This is a genomic window from Saccharopolyspora thermophila (genome assembly GCF_014646075.1).
GTDB lineage: Bacteria > Actinomycetota > Actinomycetes > Mycobacteriales > Pseudonocardiaceae > Saccharopolyspora > Saccharopolyspora thermophila.
This window is the reverse complement of record NZ_BMMT01000007.1, coordinates 129,949-147,352: the sequence shown is the minus strand read 5'-3', so window position 1 is coordinate 147,352 and position 17,404 is coordinate 129,949. Positions and strand designations below refer to the sequence as shown.

Genomic DNA, 17,404 nt, shown 5'->3' with positions numbered 1-17,404 from the left:
TCGTGTGAGGCGAGGGGACCAGGGAAGGGTCTCCTCCTCCACCTGCTGCTCCGCTCTGTCTCGGGTTGAGCACGCCCACGAGGGTTGATTTCGGTCGACACTGAAGGGATAGGATTGACTTGAGGGCGGCGGGTTCTCCACTCGGCGCAGGCGGGCCGTTCTTCCCGCCCGCCCCGGAGGCGGGCCCACCGCGTGCTCTCCGGGATCGAGGAACTGCCCGCCGTACTGCGGGAACCCGAAATCCGGCAGTGCCGCCGGACCGCCGCCTCGAACTAGAATTTCTGCCAAGCCGTCGGACGAAGGCGAGACCGCCATGCAGCCTCCCCTGCAGACCGAACGCCTGATCGTGCGCGACTGGACGACCAGCGACTCCGACGTGCAGGCCGCGCTCGCGCTGTACGGCCGGCCGGAGGTCACCGAATGGCTGACCCCGGTCGTCTCCAACGTCGCTGACCTCGCCGCGATGCGGGCGGTGGTGCACTCCTGGACCGAGTCGCAGCCCCTGCTGCTGCCGCCGACCGGGCGGTGGGCGATGCAGCGCCGCTCCGACAACCTCGTCGTCGGCGGCCTGGTGCTGCGCATGCTCCCGCCCTACGACCACGATCTGGAGCTGACCTGGCAGCTACGCCCGGAGGCGTGGGGCCACGGCTACGCCACCGAGGCGGCGACCGCGCTGCTGCACTGGGCGTTCACCTACGACATCGACGAGGTGTTCGCGCTGACCCGACCGGACAACACCCGCGCGATCGCCACCGCCGAGCGCATCGGCATGGAGTGGGTCGGCGAAACGGACAAGTACTACGACACCACCCTGCAGGTCTACCGGATCCGCCAAGGGGACCTGCCCGAACGGCCCACCGACGGCGAGTTCCGCGACTGAGCATCGCGCGAGCGGCGGTCGAGTTCCCGAATTCGCCTGAACCTGGGAAGTCGAGCCTCTGGGCGTTCGCACCCTACCCGCACGGGCCGGGCCGCAATCCGGGCCGCGGCGCGACGGGAGCTGCGTCGGCACCCTGGGATCAGGGTCCGCAGTGGACGGATACGGCGGTCGGGTGATCTTCGCCGTTCTGTCGATCACGGTGCGTCGCACGATCGTCCGCGATCGGACGATCTGCCGAGTCCGCTGGTGAATGCCATGCTGGAAGGGCTGCCGGGGTGCGCCCGACAGCCCGGAAAGCGCCAGCCGGAGGAGATCCGTGCGACCGCAACACGACACCGGGGCGGCCGGTCGCCGTCCCGCTCCCCCGCGCCGCCCCGTGCGGCGGCACCGGCCCGCGGGCACCGGAGCTCGCGTCGCGGTCACGCTCCTGTCGGCGTTCGTGCTCTTCGTCACCGGGTACGCGTGGTCGAACTACCGGCACCTGCTCAGCGGGCTGGCGACCAGCGACGTCACCGACGGCGCCGCGGCCGACGGGGCCACCGACATCCTGCTGGTCGGGATGGACAGCCGCACCGACGCGCACGGCAACCCGCTGCCCGCGCACGTCCTGCGGGATCTCCACGCCGGCGCCAACGACGCCGCGCTGACCGACACGATCATCCTGCTGCACATCCCCAACGACGGCACCAGCGCGGTCGGTTTCTCCTTCCCGCGCGACACCTACGTGCACATCCCGGGCCACGGCCAACACAAGATCAACTCCGCGTACGGGCGCGGCAAGGACGCGGCGATCGCGAGTCAGCAGCGGCGCGGCCCCGCCGACCCGGCCGAGCTGCAGCGCCTCGGGGCCGACGCCGGGCGCAAGCTGCTGGTGCGCACCGTCGAAGGGCTCACCGGCGTGTCGGTCGACCACTACGCCGAGGTGAACCTGCTCGGCTTCGCCCGGATCACCGAGGCCGTGGGCGGCGTCCCGGTGTGCCTGACCGCCCCGGCCCGGGACAGCTACTCGGGGGCGAACTTCCCCGCCGGGCGGCAGACCATCTCCGGTGCGGACGCGCTGGCCTTCGTCCGCCAGCGGCACGGGCTGCCGCGCGGCGACCTGGACCGGGTGGTGCGACAGCAGGCGTTCCTGGCCGGACTCGCACAGACGGTGCTCTCCAGCGACGTGCTGGCCAACCCGGCCCGGCTGCGTGCGCTGATCACCTCCGTGCAGGAGTCGGTGGTGCTCGACCGGGACTGGGACGTGCATGCCTTCGCCGAGCGGCTGCGCGACCTGGCCGGTGGGGCCGTCCGGTTCACCACGATCCCCGTCGAGGACCCCGCCTACGAGACCCCGGACGGCCTGGCCGTGCGGGTGGATCCGCGCAAGGTGCGGGCGGCGATCGAGGTGGCCCCGGCCGCCGATGCCGTCACCGACGTCCTCAACGCCACCCGGACGTCCGGGCTGGCGCAGCGGGTGCACACCGAGCTGGCGCGGCACGGGGTGCGGGTCGGCGAGGTCGGCAACACCACGGCGCGCGGCACCTCGGTCGTGCGCCACGCCCCGGACAGCGCCGACGCGGCGGCGCGGGTCGCGGAGCTGCTCGGCGGGCTGCCGACCGAACGCGACGCCACGCTGCCCGGTGGCCGGGTCCAGGTCCTGATCGGCAGTGACTACCGCGGACCGGCCGCGCCGCGCTTCGCGCCACCGCGCGGCGTGGTGTTCGACGGCTTCCGGAGCGGGCAGGCCCCGGGGGCCGGCGCCGACGCGATCACCACCGCCGCAATCCCCTGCGTGAGCTAGTCCGCAGTGGACGAGGAGCTGCGCGGGTTCAGGGCTTGCGGCCGACGGCGGCGTAGATGCCCTGCTGGTCGTCGTCGTCGCCTTCCTCACGGTGCCAGCTGGGCGCGTCGACCAGGCCCGGCGGCACCAGCTCGAGCCCTTCGAGCATGTCGGAGATCTCCGCGTAGCTGCGGAAGTACATCGGGTCGCGGCTGTTCTTCATCGCCTCGACCACGCCCGCCATCTCCGTGGGCATCTGGTCGGCGGTCAGGTGCGAGAGGGCGACGTAGCTGCCGGGCGCGAGGTGTGCGATGTACTCGGCGAGGATCTCCTTGGGCCGCCGCTCGTCGGGCACGAAGTGGAACACCGCGACGGTCAGCAGCGCGACCGGCTGGTCCAGGTCGAGCAGGCGGCGGGTTTCGGCGGCCTGCAGCACGGCCTGCGGTTCGCAGATGTCGGCGTCGACGATCGAGGCGCGCTCGTTGTCCCGGAGCATCAGCTGGCTGTGTGCGACCGCGACCGGGTCGTAGTCCACGTAGATCACGCGGGACTCCGGGTTCGCGCGCTGTGCCACCTCGTGCACGTTCCCGGCCGTGGGGATGCCCGATCCCAGGTCGAGGAACTGGGTAATGCCCTGGTCCACCAAATAGCGCACCGCACGGCCCAGGAAGGCCCGGTTGGACCGGGCGATGCGCAGCCCGTCGGGCTGGGCCTCCAGCACCTTCCGGCCGACGGCACGGTCGACGGCGAAGTTGTGGCCGCCACCAAGCAGCCAGTCGTAGACCCGCGCGGCGCTGGGCGCCTCGGTGTTGACGTGGGCAGGTGTCCACTCTGAGTGGTCAGGCATGGGCGACCTCGCACTGGGCTTCGACGAGTGCGCCGAATCCTCGCACACGGACGTGTCGCGTGGAATCCGCCTCCCGGGTCACCTCACCAACCAGCGATATCACTCGATCCGGTCATCTGACTGCACGTTCGGTGTTCATTCGTCCCAGAGCGGAATCTCGCGGTCCGGCCGCATCGGTGGTGAGGCGGCCCCCTCGCCCGTCCCACCACCGACCACCCGGACCGGCCGGGGCCAGCCGGCGAACTGCGCCACGGCTGGCCGGGATCGCACCGGCCGGTGCCGGGGGTGTTGCTGCGGTGCGCCGGGAAACCGGCGTGCCAACGACCGCCCGCTGAGGATACGCCGCCGGTTGTCCCGTCGCGAGCGAAAAATCCGCCGCACGGCGCGGAAATCGCGGCGATCACCGCCGAACGCGGGTTCGGCCCAGCTGCAGCGCGGCGGCGATGCCCACCAGCACCACCGCCAGACCGGCGAGACCGACGCCCAGCGCGGCCGCGGCGGCCAGCACCCCGACGAGCAGCGGGCCACCGGCGTCGCCGAGTTCGCGCCCGACCTCGGCCGCGCCCATGGTCTGCCCGAGCCGCTCCCGCGGCGACGATGCGGCCAGCTGCGCGAACCCCAGCGGCGTCACCAACCCGGTGCCGACACCCAGCACCGCAGCGGACGCGAGCACGCCGGCCAGTCCCGGGATCGTGGTCGCCAGCAGCAGTCCGACGGCCGCCACCACCAGGCCGACCGCCATCCCCGCGCCCTCGGGCAGCCGCCCGGCGTCGTGGGCCCGGCCCGCCCACGGCTGCACCAGGGTCGCGGTCGCCGCCAGCACCGACACCGCGCCACCGGTGGCCAACGGGCCCAACCCCGATGCCGCGCCCACCACGGGCAGGAAGCCGACCCCGACGGCCAGCGCGGCGGTCGCGCCCGCCAGCGCCACCGTCGGCCGCAGGAAACCCGGTGCCGTCAGCCGGCGGACCAGGTCGAGCACCGTCTGGCGGGTACGCGGCAGCGGCGGCACCGCGGGCACGGCCAGCGTCGCCCACCCGAGCACGGCGAGCGCGAGCCCGGCCAGCGTGCCGAACAGCAGGTCGAAGCCGCCCAGAGTGATCAGCACGCCGCCGAGCACCGGGCCGAGCGTGTGGCCGAGGCCCTTCCAGGCGCCGTAGCCGCCGAAGGCCCGCCCGTGCCGGGCCGCCGGTGCCAGCCGGGCCACCAGGGCGCCGGCCGCCGGGGAGAACGCCGCCGCGGCGGTACCCTGCCCGAATCGGGCCAGCCCGACCGCGGCCGGATCACCGGCCAGCACGAACGCCGCCGACGCCGCCGCGAAGGCCAGCAGCCCGCCGAACAGCACCGGGCGGGGACCGATCCGGTCGCTGAGCGCACCGAAGACCGGTTTCAGCACCACCTCGGCCCCGTCGTAGACGGCGAGCAGTAGTCCCAGCGTGAGCAGCGAGGAGAACCCGGTGTAGGCGCCGAGCCCGGCGGCGATGCTGTGCGCGCCGAAGGCCGTGACGAATCCCGCCGCGTACAGCGGGAGGACCCGCGCACCCGCCCCGGCCATCCGGACCTCCCCTCCACCGTCCACTGTGCTGTGTCAGGTCACATCTGGTGCAGGGCCTGGAAGACCTGCTCGGTGTAGTCGGCCAGCCGGTCGGCGCAGTGCTGGAGCCGCTGCCGGGCCTCCTCGGCGGCGGGCGCGCCGAAGACGTCACGCGCCATGAGGTCGCGGTACCACCGGCGCAGCCGTTCCAGGCTCTGCTCCTCCTCCTCGAGTTCGGCCATGGTGAGCTTGCCGGTGCGCAGCTCCTTGTCGATCTCGGCGTCGAACCTGCCGCACTCGGTCAGGAACTCCGCCCACTCCTCCTGTCGTTCGGCGGTGAACATCGCGGTCAGCCGCGCCGCGTCGTGCTCGCCGCGCCCGGTGGCGGAGAGCACGATGACCTCGCCGGAGCCGCGCTCGGCCAGTTCGATCGCCCGTGCCACACCGTCGGCGACGCCGGGCACGTCCGGCAGCGCCCAGGTGCCCTGCCCCAACGACAGCGCACCGGCCCGGCGCAGCTCGCGCCACACGGCCACGCGGTGCCGCGACGGCTGCGCGGGCAACCGTACGACCAGCACCAACCATCGCGTCTCCTCCGCCACCCGCGACAATGTAGCAACTGTTACACGATGATCGGTATCGAGCCGACCGCGGAATGTTCGTCCCGGTACGCCGTCGGCCCGCGCCGCGGAGGCGTCGTCCGGCAGCCCGTGGGCGGTGGCAGTGGCGTCGCCCACGGCGGGGGACTGGGCGACACCACTTCACCTGATCGAGTGGTTAACTTCCGGCATGCCCGCTTCGCCGCCCACCCCAGCGCAGGTCTACCAACTCCTCCTCGAAGGCAACCGGCGATTCGTGGGGGGCACCCCGGTGCACCCCAACCAGGACGCCGACCGCCGGGCCGCGCTGGCGCCCGCGCAGCGGCCGTTCGCGGTGCTGTTCGGCTGCTCCGACTCCCGGCTCGCCGCCGAGATCATCTTTGACCAGGGGCTCGGCGACCTCTTCGTGGTGCGCACCGCCGGGCACGTCGTCGGCGCCGAAGCGCTGGGCAGCATCGAGTACGGCGTGAGCGTGTTCGGCGCGCCGCTGGTCGTGGTTCTGGGACACGACTCCTGCGGGGCCGTCACGGCCGCCCGCCGGACCTGCCTGGAAGGGGTCTCGCCGAGCGGCTACGTCCGCGACGTCGTGGAGCGGGTGACGCCGAGCGTGCTGGCCGCCCACGCGGCGGGCACCACCGACGTCGACGGGATCGTCGACGTGCACATCGAGCGCACCGTGGACCTGCTGCTGGAGCGGTCGAGCCTGCTGGCCACCGAGGTCGCCGCGGGCCGCTGCGCGGTGGCCGGGCTGTCCTACCGGCTGGCCGAGGGAACCGTCCGGCTGGTCGCCGGCAAGGGCGCGCTGACCGCCTGACCCACGGGACGCTCCCACCCCACCGGCCACTGTGGACGCTGCGCCGGGTTCTCCACTTCGGACGACGGCCACCCCGGTGCGGGTCACTCGAACGGCCGGAGCCCGCCGCGCACGCTAGCCTTTGCTGCGAGCACGGTCGGGCGAAAGGATCGAGCCGCGTGACGCCGCGTCGGGTGCTGCTGATCAGTGCCACCATCGGGGAAGGGCACAACGCGACCGCCCGCGCGGTCGAGGAGGCGGCGCGGCGGGTCTGGCCAGGGTGCGAGGTTGCCTGGCTGGACGCGTTGCGCGCGATGGGCCGCTGGGTGCCGCGGGCGTTCACCTGGATCTACGCCACCAACGTCGAGTCCACGCCCTGGCTGTACGACTTCTTCTACGACTCGCTGTGGCGCCACCGCTGGTTCGCCACCGCCTCCCGCCGCTTCGTCGGGGCCTGGAGCGGGCGGGCGCTGCGCCGGGCGGTCGCCGAGCACGCCCCCGACCTGATCGTGTCCACCTACCCGCTGGGCACCGCCGGGCTGGACTGGCTGCGCCGCCGCGGTGGCCTGGACCTGCCGGTGGCCGCGGTGGTGTCGGACTTCTGCCCGCACCCGTTCTGGGTCTACCCGGAGATCGACCTGCACTACGTGATGAGCGAGGCGAGCCTGCGGGCGCTGCACCGGGCCGAGCCCGACGCGGTCGGCGCGGCCTGCGTGCCCCCGGTGGTCTCGGCGTTCCGGCCCGCGGACCGGGCGGCGGCGCGCCGCGCCTTCGGCCTGCCCGAGGACGGGTTCGCGGTGCTCATCTCCTGCGGCTCGCTGGGCTTCGGGTCCGTCGAACGGGCGGTTGCGGCCGCGCTGCGCGCCGACGGGGTGGGCCGGGTGGTGGTCGTCTGCGGCCGCAACGAGGCGCTGCGGGAGCGGTTCGCCGCGCACCCCGACGAACGGCTCGTCCCGCTGGGCTGGGTGGACGACATGCCCGGCCTTGTGGCCTGCGCGGACGTCGTGGTGACCAACGCGGGCGGGGCCACCGCGCTGGAGGCACTCGCGTGCGGGCGGGCCGTGGTGATGTTCGAGCCGATCGCCGGACACGGCCGGGCCAACGCCGAGCTGATGGCCGAGGCCGGGTTGGCCGAGCTGTGCCCGACCCAGGACGAGCTGACCGCCACGCTGCGGTGCTGGGCGGCCGACCCGCACGAACCGGCCCGGCGGGAGGAACAGGCGCTCAAGCACAGCCGCGCCGCCGATTTCACCGACCAGGTGGCCGCGCTGGCCCGGTTGCCGCGGCACCACGGACGCCGCCCGCTGCGCCCGCAGGACGCGTTCTTCGTCTACGCCACCACCCCGCTCGTCTCCCAGCAGACCGGCGCGATCCTGCTCATCGAGGGCCGCCGCAGGCCCGTGCACGAGTGGTGCGCGCACCTCACCGCGCGCATCGAGCAGCACGCCGGCACCCTGCCGATGCTGTCGCTGCGGCTGGTGCAGCGGCGCGGCCGGAGACCGCAGTGGATCCACGACGGCGACATCGACCCGGCCGACCACCTGCGGTGCCGGGAGGTGCGCGACGAGCGCGGCGCGCAGGCGGTGGTCCAGGAGTTTTTCAGCACCCCGGTGCGCACCGACCGCCAGCCGTGGGAGCTGCTGCTGCTCGGCGAGACCGCCACCGGTCGGACATCGCTGCTGGCGAAGATGCACCACGCGCTCGGCGACGGCGTGGTGGTGACCAGCACCCTGCTGAGGCTGCTGTCGGACAGCCACACCCCGACTGCGGTGCCGGGGCGCGGCGACGGGCGACCGTGGCATCGCAGGGCCGCCGAGGTGCTGCGCGGACTGGTGAGCCTGGCCGCCGCGGGCCCGGCTCCGGCCACGCGGCTGACCGGGCGCAGCACGGCGGGGCGGTCGTTCGGCCGCCTGGAACTCCCGGCCGCGGCGGTGCGCGCCCGCGCCCGCACACACGGGGTCAGCACCACCGCGCTGCTGCTGGCGCTGGTCGCCGAGGCACTGCACCGCGCGCTGGGCGCCACCACACCCGGCCAGCGGTTCCGGGTCATGGTGCCGCGCACCGCCCGCACCAGGCGCGGCGGAGTCGGCGCGGACGCACCCGGCAACCACACCGCCTCGCTGTCGATCGACCTGCCGGTCGGCCCGATGCCACCGGCCCGGCGGATCGAGGAGGTCGCCGACCGCCTCGCCGCACCGGACCGCACCGGGCAGCCCGCTGCGGCGAGCGCGGTGCTGGCCGCGCTGGGCCTGCTGCCCGCTCCCCTGCACGCCTGGGTGGTGCGCCGCATCTACCAGCGGCGGTTCTTCAACGCGGTGGTCTCGGTGCTGCCCGGTCGGCGCAGCCCCGCGCACTTCGGCGGAGGCCGCATCGCCGGGGTGCTGCCGGTGCTGTCGCTGGCCGACGGCGTCGGGGTCGCGGTCGGCGCGATCAGCTGGGGCGAGCGGATCGGCTTCGGCATCACCACCGACACCGGGCTGGCCCCGGACGCCGCGGTACTGGCCGGGCACCTGCGGGACGCCTTCACCGAACTACGGGGCGGGGGCGATCCGCGGTGAACACGCAGAGCACGGAGCTGGTGGTGGCCGTTCCGGCCGCGATCGCCGGGGCGGCCAGTTTCGGCCTGGCCAGCGCCATCCAGCACCGGGTGACCAAGCAGGTGCCGAAGGTGCGGACCTTCAGCCCGCGCATGCTGTTCGTGTTGATCCGCAAACCGATCTGGGTGCTCAGCGTGCTCACCGTGGTGGTCGGGCTGTCGCTGCAGGTCGTGGCGTTGGCGTTCGGACCGCTGGTGCTCGTGCAACCGCTGCTGGTCACCTCGGTGCTGTTCGGCGCGGCCTTCGCCGCGTGGCTCGCGCACCGCCGGTTGGACCTGGTGCTGGGCCTGGGTGCGCTGGCCTGCATGGGCGGGTTGTCGGCGTTTCTGGTGCTGGGCCGCCCGTCCGGGCAGGGCAGCGAGTTCACCGGTGCCTCGATCGTGCCGCTGTCGCTGGCGCTTGGGCTGCTCGCGGCGGCGGCGCTGCTGGCGGCGCGGCTGCTGCCCGGGGAGATCGGGGTGATCGGTATGGCGGTGGCCACCGGCGTGCTGTACGGGGTGACCGCGGCGTTGATCAAGGTGGTGGCCGGTCAGTTCCGCAGCGGCGGACTGGTCGAGCCGTTCCAGCACTGGACGCTGTACGTGGTGTGCGCGATCGGGCCGATGGGATTCCTGCTCAGCCAGCAGACCTTCCAGCGGGGCCGGTTGATGTCGCCCGCGCTGGCGGTGATCACCACGGTGGACCCGTTGGTGGCGGCGGCGATCGGGGTGAGCTGGCTCGGCGAAACCATCGAAGCCTCGCCGGCGATCCTGGCGGGGGAGCTGGTCGCGGTGGTGATGATCATCGGCGGGATCGTGGTGCTGACCCGCCGCGGCGAGCAGTTGCGCCGCGCGATGGACGAGCGCGACGGCGGTCAGGCGGAGGCGACGTGGGGATGATGCTGCGCGGGCGAGCCGCGCTGGTCACGGGCGCGTCGTCGGGTATCGGTGCGGCGACCGCGGCCGAACTCGCCGCCGCCGGGTGCCGGGTCGTGCTGGTGGGTCGCGACGAGCAGCGGCTCGCGGAGGTGGCCGGGCGCACCGGGGGCGATCCGGTCGCGGCCGACCTCACCGACCCGGCGGGGATGGACCGGGTGGTGTCCGTCGCGCGCGGGGCGGACCTGCTGGTGCACAGCGCGGGCGTCGGCTGGGCCGGGGAGCTGGGTGCGATGCCGCCGGAGCGGCTGGAGGCGCTCACGGCGCTGAACCTGACCGCCCCGATGCAGCTCACCCGCGCGATCCTGCCGGAGTTGCGGCGGCGCCGCGGGCACCTGGTGTTCGTCGCGTCGATCGCCGCCGTGGGCGTGCGCGGCGAGGAGGTCTACGCCGCGACGAAGGCGGGGCTGCGTGCGTTCGCCGCGAGTCTCCGCCAGCACGACGGTGTCGGCGTGACCACCGTGCTGCCCGGCGCGGTCCGCACGCCGTACTTCGACGGCCGCCGCTACGAGCGCCGGTTCCCCCGCATGGTCAGCCCGGAGGACGTGGCGGCGGCGGTCGTCCGGGCGGTGCGGCGCGGCGAGGAGGAGGTTTTCGTGCCGCGCTGGCTGGTGGTTCCCGCCCGGCTGCAGGGCGCGCTGCCCGGGGTGTTCCACCGCCTGGCCCGCCGCTTCGGCTGACCGCGGGGCCCGCGATGCGCGGCTCGCCCGGCCAGAGCTCTGGGTGATACCCGGGCGAATCACACGGGTCTTTCAGCTGCGCAGGGCGCGCAGCGACTCGCGCAGCGAGCCCACGGTGGCCAGCACCGCCGTCGGTTCGTAGCCGCAGTGCGCCATGCAGTTCGCGCAGCGCGGGTCGCGGCCGCGGCCGTAGGCCGACCAGTCGGTGTCCTCCAGCAGCTCATGGTAGCTGCTCGCGTAGCCGTCGCTCATCAGGTAGCAGGGCCGCTGCCAGCCGTACAGCGAGTACGACGGGATTGCCCACGCGGTGCACCGGAAGTCGACCCGGCCCTCCAGGAAGTCCAGGAACAGCGGCGAGTGGTTGAACCGCCACCGGCGGCGCCGCCCTTCGGCGAAGACCTTGCGGAACAGCTCCCGGGTCTCGGTGACGCCGAGGAAGTGGTCCTGGTCGGGCGCCTTGTCGTAGGCGTAGGCCGGGGACAGCATCATCCGGTCGACCTTCAGGTCGTTGTTGAGGTAGTCGAGCACCTCGATGACCGACTGCGGGGTGTCGGAGGTGAAGAACGTGGAGTTGGTGGTCACCCGGAACCCCCGCCGCTGGACCTCCCTGATGTTGTCCACGGCCTGGGCGAACACGCCCTTCTTGCAGACCGAGGCGTCGTGCCGCTTCGCCAGGCCGTCGATGTGCACCGCCCACGCGAAGTACGGCGACGGCCGGAATCTGTCGATCTTGCGGGGCAGCAGCAGCGCGTTGGTGCACAGGTAGACGAACTTCTTGCGCCGCACGAGTTCTGCGACGAGGACGTCGATCTCGGGGTGCATCAGGGGTTCGCCGCCGGCGATGGACACCACCGGGGCGCCGCACTCCTCGACGGCGGCGATGGCCTGCTCCACCGGCATCCGCTGTTTGAGCACGTCGGCCGGGTGCTGGATCTTGCCGCAGCCGGCGCAGGCGAGGTTGCAGGCGAACAGCGGTTCCAGCTCCAGGGTCAGCGCGAACTTCTCCCGGCGGGCGAGCTTCTGCCGGAGCAGGTAGGCGCCGACGCGGACGGCTTGGCGCATGGGAATGCCCATGTCAGGACACCTCCTCTGGTGCGGCGGACGGCTTGTGCGGCACGGCGGTGGACGCCCACCGCAGCAGGCATGGGCCCAGGGCGTGCAGCCGGGCGAGCGCGGTCATGGCCCGCGCTGGGGTGCCCGGCCGCAGGAGCGGCTGCCGGGCGGTGTCGACGACGACGCGCACCACCGCAACCGGACGGTTCCCGGCGGCACGCGCCAGCACCGCGGACTCCATGTCGACCGCGAGCGCCCCGGTGCGCGCCAGGTCCGCCCGCCGGGCGCCGTGCACGAAGCGGCGGGCGGTGACGATCGGGCCGCAGCGCACCGGGAAACCGGCTCGGCACAACTCGGCGACCAGCACCGGCGCGGTGCGGCAGCGGACGGTGCCGCCGCAACCGCGCACCTCGTCGGCCACGATCACGTCGCCGCTGCGGACGTCCTCGCCGAGCCCACCGGCCACCCCGGCGACCACCAGCACGTCGAAGTCCGGCAGACCCGCGGCGCTGCGGGTGCTGCGCCGCGGACCGAATCCCGTGCGCCGCACGGCGTCGGGGCCCAGCGCCGCCCGCAGCGCCCTGGCTTCCGATGCCAGGGGCGCGCAGACCAGCAACCGCGGTCGCATCTCACCTCCCGGCCCGCAGGTACCGGCCGAGCGCGGTGAGCGGGAAGATCACCCGGTACAGGTGGTAGTTGATGTAGAAGTCGCCGGGGAAACCGGTGCCGGTGAACTGCGGTTCGTCCCAGCCGCCGTCCGGGCGCTGGGTGCGGACCAGGTACGCGACACCGCGGCGCACCGCCTCGGTGTCGTGCCGGTCCGCGGCGAGCAGCGCCAGCAGCGCCCATCCGGTCTGCGACGCGGTCGACTCGCCGCGGCCGATCCAGGCCGGGTCGTCGTAGGAGCGCAGGTCCTCGCCCCACCCGCCGTCGGGGTTCTGGTGCTGCTCCAGCCAGCGCACCGCCCGGCGCAGCGCCCGGTGCTGGGGCCGCAGCCCGGCGCGCACCAAGGCGGGCACCACGGCGCCGGTACCGTAGACGTGGTTGGCACCCCAGCGACCGAACCAGGATCCGTCGTCTTCCTGGTGGGCCAGCAGCCACTTCACGCCGCGCCGCACGACCTCGTCGTCGTGCCCCAGTACGGCCAGCGCCTCCACCACGTGCGCCGTCACGTCCGCCGACGGCGGGTCGATCACCTCGCCGAAGTCGCAGAACGGCAGCTGGCGCACCAGTTCGCGGGTGTTGTCGGCGTCGAAGGCGCCCCAGCCGCCGTCGGCCGACTGCATGCCGCGCAGCCACCGGGCGCCCCGCTCGATGGCCCCCTGCACGGCCGCCTGGTCCGGGTGGTCGATGCGCCGCAGCGCGAGCAGCACCTCGGCGGTGTCGTCGATGTCGGGGTAGTTGTCGTTGTCGAACTCGAACGCCCACCCGCCACCCGGGGGCAGGTCCGGCCGCCGCACCGACCAGTCGCCGGTGACCCGGATCTCCTCGGCGAGCAGGTAGTCGACGGCGCGGCACAGCGCCGGGTGGTCGGCGGGCACCCCGGCGTCGCGCAGCGCCTGCACACCCAGCACGGTGTCCCACACCGGGGACTGGCACGCCTCCAGCCGGCGCACCGGCCCGGCCGGGGTCTGCTCGCGGATCAGGAACCGCTCCAATCCGGCCAGCCCCTGCCGCAGCACCGGGTGGTCCATCGGGTAGCCGAGCAGGTGCAGCGCCAGCAGCGAGTACACCCACGGCGGCTGGATGCCGCCCCAGGAGCCGTCGGCCTCCTGACGGGCGATGATCCACTCCGCGGCGCGCCGCATCGCGTTCCGCCGCAGTGCCCGAAGTGGACGGCGCTGGTAGCCGTGCAGGACCTTGTCGAGGGTGTGGAAGGCGTACTGCCACGACCACTGCGGCCGGGGCCGCGGGGCCTGCCGCCCGGTGCGCAGCTCCTGCACGGTGGTCCCGAGGTCGCGGCGCGGCCGCAGTGTGCACACCACGGTCAGCGGCACCACGGTCTGGCGCGCCCAGCACCCCCAGTCGGCCAGGTTGAGCGGGCACCACGGGGGCAGCAGCACGATCTCGGGCGGCATGGCGGGCAGCTCGTCCCAGGACCACTCGCCGAACAGCGCCAACCAGATGCGGGTGAACACCCGGGTGGCCTCCAGCCCGCCCTGCTGCAGGATCCAGGTGCGGGCCGCCGCCATGTGGTCGGCGTCGACGTCGTCGCCGGCCAGCTTCAGCGCCGTGTACGCCTCGACCGTGGTGGACAAATCGCCCGGGCCGTCATAGAAGTTCGCCCAGGTGCCGTCGGCGCGCTGCTGGGAGCGGATCCAGCGGGCCGCCTGCTCGGTGTCCGCGGTGGTGCGGATGCCCAGGAACTGCCGCAGCAGCAGGTCCTCGACGTCCATCGTCACGTTGGTCTCCAACTCCCCCTTCCACCAGCCTTCGGGGTGCTGCCGGGAGAGCAGGTGGTCGCGGGCGGCGGCCAACGCGGTCGCCGCGTCCGGGACCGCGCTCGTCGGGGTGGGCTGCTGCACCTGTTCGGTCAATGTTTCCTCCGTACGATGAACTCGGCGAGTTCGGTGAGGGCGGCCGCGGCGTGCTGCGGGCCGGTGGGCAGATGCCGCTTGGCGGTGGCCAGCCGGCGGTCGCACTCGCGGCGCGTCCAGTCCGCGGAACCGGCGCGCCGCACCATCTCGGCCGCCTCGTGCAGCTGGTCCTCGGTGAGCGGGTCGGACTGGGCGTAGAGCTCGCGCAGCCGGTCTCCCGCAGCAGTGCCGGAGGTCAGCGCGTGCACGACCGGTACCGACTTCTTGCGGGCGCGCAGGTCGGCCAGCACCGGTTTGCCGGTGACCTCCGGATCGCCCCACAGGCCGAGCAGGTCGTCAACGAGCTGGAACGCCATGCCGAGTTCGGTGCCGAACGCATGCAGCCGCGACACGACCTCCGGCGGTGCGCCGACATGGACCGCGCCGATGGAGGCCGCGCAGGCCAGCAGTGCGGCGGTCTTGTCGTGCGCCATGCGCAGGCACTGCCGCAGGCTCACCTCCTGGCGACGCTCGAAGTCGAGGTCGGCGGCCTGGCCGGCGATCAGGGCGCGGGTGGCGTCGGTCAGCCAGCGGGCCGCGGCCGCGGCATGCGGCGATGACGACTCCAGCAGCACGTCGGTGGACAGCGCCAGCAGCGCGTCGCCGGCCAGCAGCGCGGCCGGTCGGCCGAAGACGATCCAGGCGGTGGGCCGGTGCCGCCGCGAGGTATCGCCGTCCATCACGTCGTCGTGCAGCAGCGAGAAGTTGTGCACCAGTTCCACGGCGGCGGCTGCGGCCACCGGTTGCTCCGCGGCGGCGCAGGTCTGCGCGGACAGCAGCACCATCGCCGGGCGCAGCGCCTTGCCACCGCCGCCGTCCGGGGTGCCGTCGGCGTTGCGCCAGCCGAAGTGGTACTCGCACACCCTGCGGGTGTCCGGGTCGAGCCGGGCGACGACCTTGCGCAGCACCGGGTCGACCACCTCCCGGGCCGTGCGCAGAACTGGGGGCAGCACCGTCGTCATGCGGTCACCTCCACGCCTCGTTGCGATCGCAGGTCCAGGTCCACCGCCTCGGCGGCGCGGGCGCCGCTCACCACCGCTCCCTCCGTGGTGTCGGGCCACCCGGTGGCGGTCCACGCCCCGGCCAGCACCAGTCCCGGCACACCGGTGCGCGCCGGGGGCCGCACCGCCGCGGTGCCGGGCGCCTGCCGGAAGGTGGCGCGCGGTTCTCGGGTGACGAAGAAGTCGAGGACCGCCGCCTGCCGGGCGCGGGGGAAGATCCGCTGCAGGGCGGGCAGGAACAGCTCGCGCAGGTCTTCGGTGCGGGTGTGGATGTGCTCGTGCGCGGCCGACTGCGACAGCGCGAGGTACTGGCCGCGCGGTGCGCCCGCGATCGCGGTCCGGTCGAACACCCACTGCACCGGGGAGTCCAGCACCGCGGCCATGTCCAGGTGCGTGACCGGCCGATCGTAGAGTACGTGCACGTTGATGATCGGCGCCGCCGACAACTGCTGCCAGGCCCTCGCCCCCGCCACCGGCAGGTCCGCCACGAGCGCGGCGGCCGCCTGGTGCGGAACCGCGACGATTACCGCGTCCGCGAACCGCACGGAGTCCCCTGTGGACTCCCGCAACGGAACCTGGAAACCCGCTCCGCAACGGCGAATCGCCCGGGCCCTGCAGCGCAACCGCATGTCCACCCCGGCCGCCGCCAGGGCTCGGTGCGCCGCGGAGCCGTGCAGCTGGCCGAGCGGCACCTGCGGGATGGCGATGTCGGCGCTGTCCGCGGTGTCCAGCACCCCGGTGCGGAAGACCCTGGTGGCCAGGGCCATCGACGCCTCGTCGGGATCGGCGTTGAGCGCCGCGACCGCCAGCAGAGCCCACAGTGCTTCCACAGCGCGCGGTGATTCGCCCCGATCCCGCAACCACTGGCCGAGGCTGACGCGGTCCAGCTCGGGATCGTCCGGGTCGAGCCGCCGCAGGGCCAGCGCGGTGCGCATGACTCCGATGCGCTCGGAAAGCGTCAGCATCCGGTAGCCGAGCAGTGCCGGGGCGAGGTGCGCGGGAGCGGGAAAGCCGTTGCGGTGCAACAGGGATGCACGCCCGTCGGCGGACAGCACCGGGATGCGGAAGCGGCTCTGCATGCGGATCGAGCCGGCCACCCCGAGCCGCTGCAGCAGTCCTCTGTAGGCGGTGTAGCAGCGGAGGAACACGTGCTGCCCGGTGTCGATCACCAGGTCGCCGCGCGTGAAGGAGTACGTCGCGCCGCCCAGCCGGGACCGCGCCTCCAGCAGCACGACCTCGTGGCCGCGGTCCGCGCAGTGCAACGCGGCGGTGATCCCGGCCAGTCCCCCGCCGACCACGATGACCCGGCTCACAGCGCCATCCCGACCAGCGACCGGGCCGCCACCCCCGCCTTACGCCACCCCGACAGGGAGATCCGCTCGCGCAGCGCGGCCCGCGGATCGGCGGCGATGCGGCCCAGCAGCTGGTGGTAGATGCCCGCCATCGACGCGCAGCAGGCCCGGCTGCGCCGGTCGAGCATCGGCAGCAGCCGCAACCCCTCGGCGTACCACCGCTCGGCGCGCTCGGCCTGGAAGCGGATCAACCGGTCCCAGCGGTCGGGGTCCTCCACCAGTCCGTTGCCCGGCTCCAGGCGCACCTCGAACCGCTCCAGGTCCTCCCCCGGCAGGTAGACCCGACCGTGGGCCTGGTCCTCGCGGACGTCCCGCAGGATGTTGGTGAGTTGCAGCGCGACGCCCAGGGCGTCCGCCCGGCGCGCGGCGGTGTCCGGGTCGAGGGTGCCGAACACACCCAGCGACAGCCGGCCGATCGAACCGGCCACGCAGCGGCAGTAGTGCAGCAGCTCGTCGAACGTCCGGTAGCGAGCGCCCCGCACGTCGGCCTCGCAGCCGTCGATGAGCTCGTCGAACGCCGCCAGCGGGATCGGCAGGCGCTCGGCGGCGTCGGCCAGCGCGACCAGCACCGGGTCGGCGGAGTCGGTGCTCGCCGCGTGGATCGCCTCGCGGGCCTGCTTGAGCCGCCGCAGCTTCTCCTCGCCGGGCAGGGGACCGTCACCGATGTCGTCGCACCGCCGGGCGAAGGAGTACACCGCCGACAGGGCCCGGCGCTTCGGGCCGGGCAGCAGGCGGATGCCGTAGGAGAAGTTGCGCGCCTGCTCCCGGGTGATGCGTTCGCACTCCAGGTAGGCGGCGCGGATCCGCGCCATGCCG

15 protein-coding genes are annotated in these 17,404 nt (G+C 73.7%); 6 read left to right on the top strand and 9 right to left on the bottom strand.

Annotation, left to right across the window (positions count from 1 at the left end; translation table 11 throughout):
* The first annotated feature begins 313 nt into the window (after positions 1–313).
* Both IEY17_RS12175 and IEY17_RS12170 read left to right on the top strand, forming a co-directional pair.
* The gene (locus IEY17_RS12175; RefSeq protein WP_188987454.1) at positions 314–880 is read left to right on the top strand and encodes a GNAT family N-acetyltransferase; all 567 of its coding nucleotides are present in this window, start codon (positions 314–316) and stop codon (positions 878–880) included.
* Between the two features lie 316 nt (positions 881–1,196).
* The gene (locus tag IEY17_RS12170) at positions 1,197–2,663 is read left to right on the top strand and encodes an LCP family protein (protein WP_229680066.1); all 1,467 of its coding nucleotides are present in this window, start codon (positions 1,197–1,199) and stop codon (positions 2,661–2,663) included.
* 28 nt (positions 2,664–2,691) lie between these two features.
* Here the strand turns inward: IEY17_RS12170 and IEY17_RS12165 are convergent, their stop codons facing one another.
* The 3 genes from IEY17_RS12165 to IEY17_RS12155 all read right to left on the bottom strand — a co-directional run bounded on the left by IEY17_RS12165 (position 2,692) and on the right by IEY17_RS12155 (position 5,625).
* A complete protein-coding gene (locus IEY17_RS12165; protein ID WP_188987452.1) occupies positions 2,692–3,489 on the bottom strand; it encodes an SAM-dependent methyltransferase in 798 nt (265 codons plus the stop codon).
* A gap of 400 nt (positions 3,490–3,889) precedes the next feature.
* Positions 3,890–5,044 (bottom strand): MFS transporter, encoded by a 1,155-nt coding sequence (locus IEY17_RS12160; RefSeq protein WP_188987451.1) that lies wholly within the window; start codon positions 5,042–5,044, stop codon positions 3,890–3,892.
* Positions 5,045–5,082: 38 nt separating this feature from the next.
* Positions 5,083–5,625, bottom strand: coding sequence for a Chromate resistance protein ChrB (locus IEY17_RS12155; RefSeq protein WP_188987450.1), 543 nt, complete (start codon positions 5,623–5,625; stop codon positions 5,083–5,085).
* A 187-nt stretch (positions 5,626–5,812) separates the two neighbouring features.
* On the opposite strand from IEY17_RS12155, the gene IEY17_RS12150 reads away from it, so the two are divergent.
* The 4 genes from IEY17_RS12150 (at position 5,813) to IEY17_RS12135 (ending at position 10,606) form a co-directional block, all read left to right on the top strand.
* Positions 5,813–6,436 (top strand): carbonic anhydrase, encoded by a 624-nt coding sequence (locus IEY17_RS12150; RefSeq protein WP_188987449.1) that lies wholly within the window; start codon positions 5,813–5,815, stop codon positions 6,434–6,436.
* Positions 6,437–6,594: 158 nt separating this feature from the next.
* On the top strand, positions 6,595–8,973 hold the full coding sequence (locus IEY17_RS12145; RefSeq protein WP_188987448.1) for an MGDG synthase family glycosyltransferase: 2,379 nt from the start codon (positions 6,595–6,597) through the stop codon (positions 8,971–8,973).
* Entirely contained in the window at positions 8,970–9,890 is a 921-nt protein-coding gene (locus IEY17_RS12140) for a DMT family transporter (RefSeq protein WP_229680065.1), read from the top strand. Before IEY17_RS12145 ends, IEY17_RS12140 begins: the two co-directional genes overlap by 4 nt.
* The gene (locus IEY17_RS12135) at positions 9,887–10,606 is read left to right on the top strand and encodes an SDR family NAD(P)-dependent oxidoreductase (RefSeq protein WP_188987555.1); all 720 of its coding nucleotides are present in this window, start codon (positions 9,887–9,889) and stop codon (positions 10,604–10,606) included. The genes IEY17_RS12140 and IEY17_RS12135 overlap by 4 nt, the downstream gene beginning before the upstream one ends.
* Positions 10,607–10,678: 72 nt before the next feature.
* Here IEY17_RS12135 and hpnH read toward each other — a convergent pair whose 3' ends face one another.
* Genes hpnH through hpnD form a run of 6 tightly spaced genes read right to left on the bottom strand, consistent with a single transcriptional unit; the run spans position 10,679 to position 17,400 of the window.
* Positions 10,679–11,680, bottom strand: coding sequence for an adenosyl-hopene transferase HpnH (hpnH, locus tag IEY17_RS12130; protein WP_188987447.1), 1,002 nt, complete (start codon positions 11,678–11,680; stop codon positions 10,679–10,681).
* Between the two features lies 1 nt (position 11,681).
* Entirely contained in the window at positions 11,682–12,287 is a 606-nt protein-coding gene (locus tag IEY17_RS12125) for a phosphorylase family protein (protein ID WP_188987446.1), read from the bottom strand.
* 1 nt (position 12,288) lies between these two features.
* On the bottom strand, positions 12,289–14,196 hold the full coding sequence (gene shc, locus IEY17_RS12120) for a squalene--hopene cyclase (RefSeq protein WP_188987445.1): 1,908 nt from the start codon (positions 14,194–14,196) through the stop codon (positions 12,289–12,291).
* Positions 14,193–15,197 (bottom strand): polyprenyl synthetase family protein, encoded by a 1,005-nt coding sequence (locus tag IEY17_RS12115; protein WP_188987444.1) that lies wholly within the window; start codon positions 15,195–15,197, stop codon positions 14,193–14,195. Before IEY17_RS12115 ends, shc begins: the two co-directional genes overlap by 4 nt.
* Positions 15,194–16,549, bottom strand: coding sequence for a hydroxysqualene dehydroxylase HpnE (hpnE, locus tag IEY17_RS12110; RefSeq protein ID WP_229680064.1), 1,356 nt, complete (start codon positions 16,547–16,549; stop codon positions 15,194–15,196). The genes IEY17_RS12115 and hpnE overlap by 4 nt, the downstream gene beginning before the upstream one ends.
* Entirely contained in the window at positions 16,546–17,400 is an 855-nt protein-coding gene (gene hpnD, locus IEY17_RS12105) for a presqualene diphosphate synthase HpnD (protein WP_188987553.1), read from the bottom strand. Before hpnD ends, hpnE begins: the two co-directional genes overlap by 4 nt.
* Positions 17,401–17,404 lie beyond the last annotated feature (4 nt).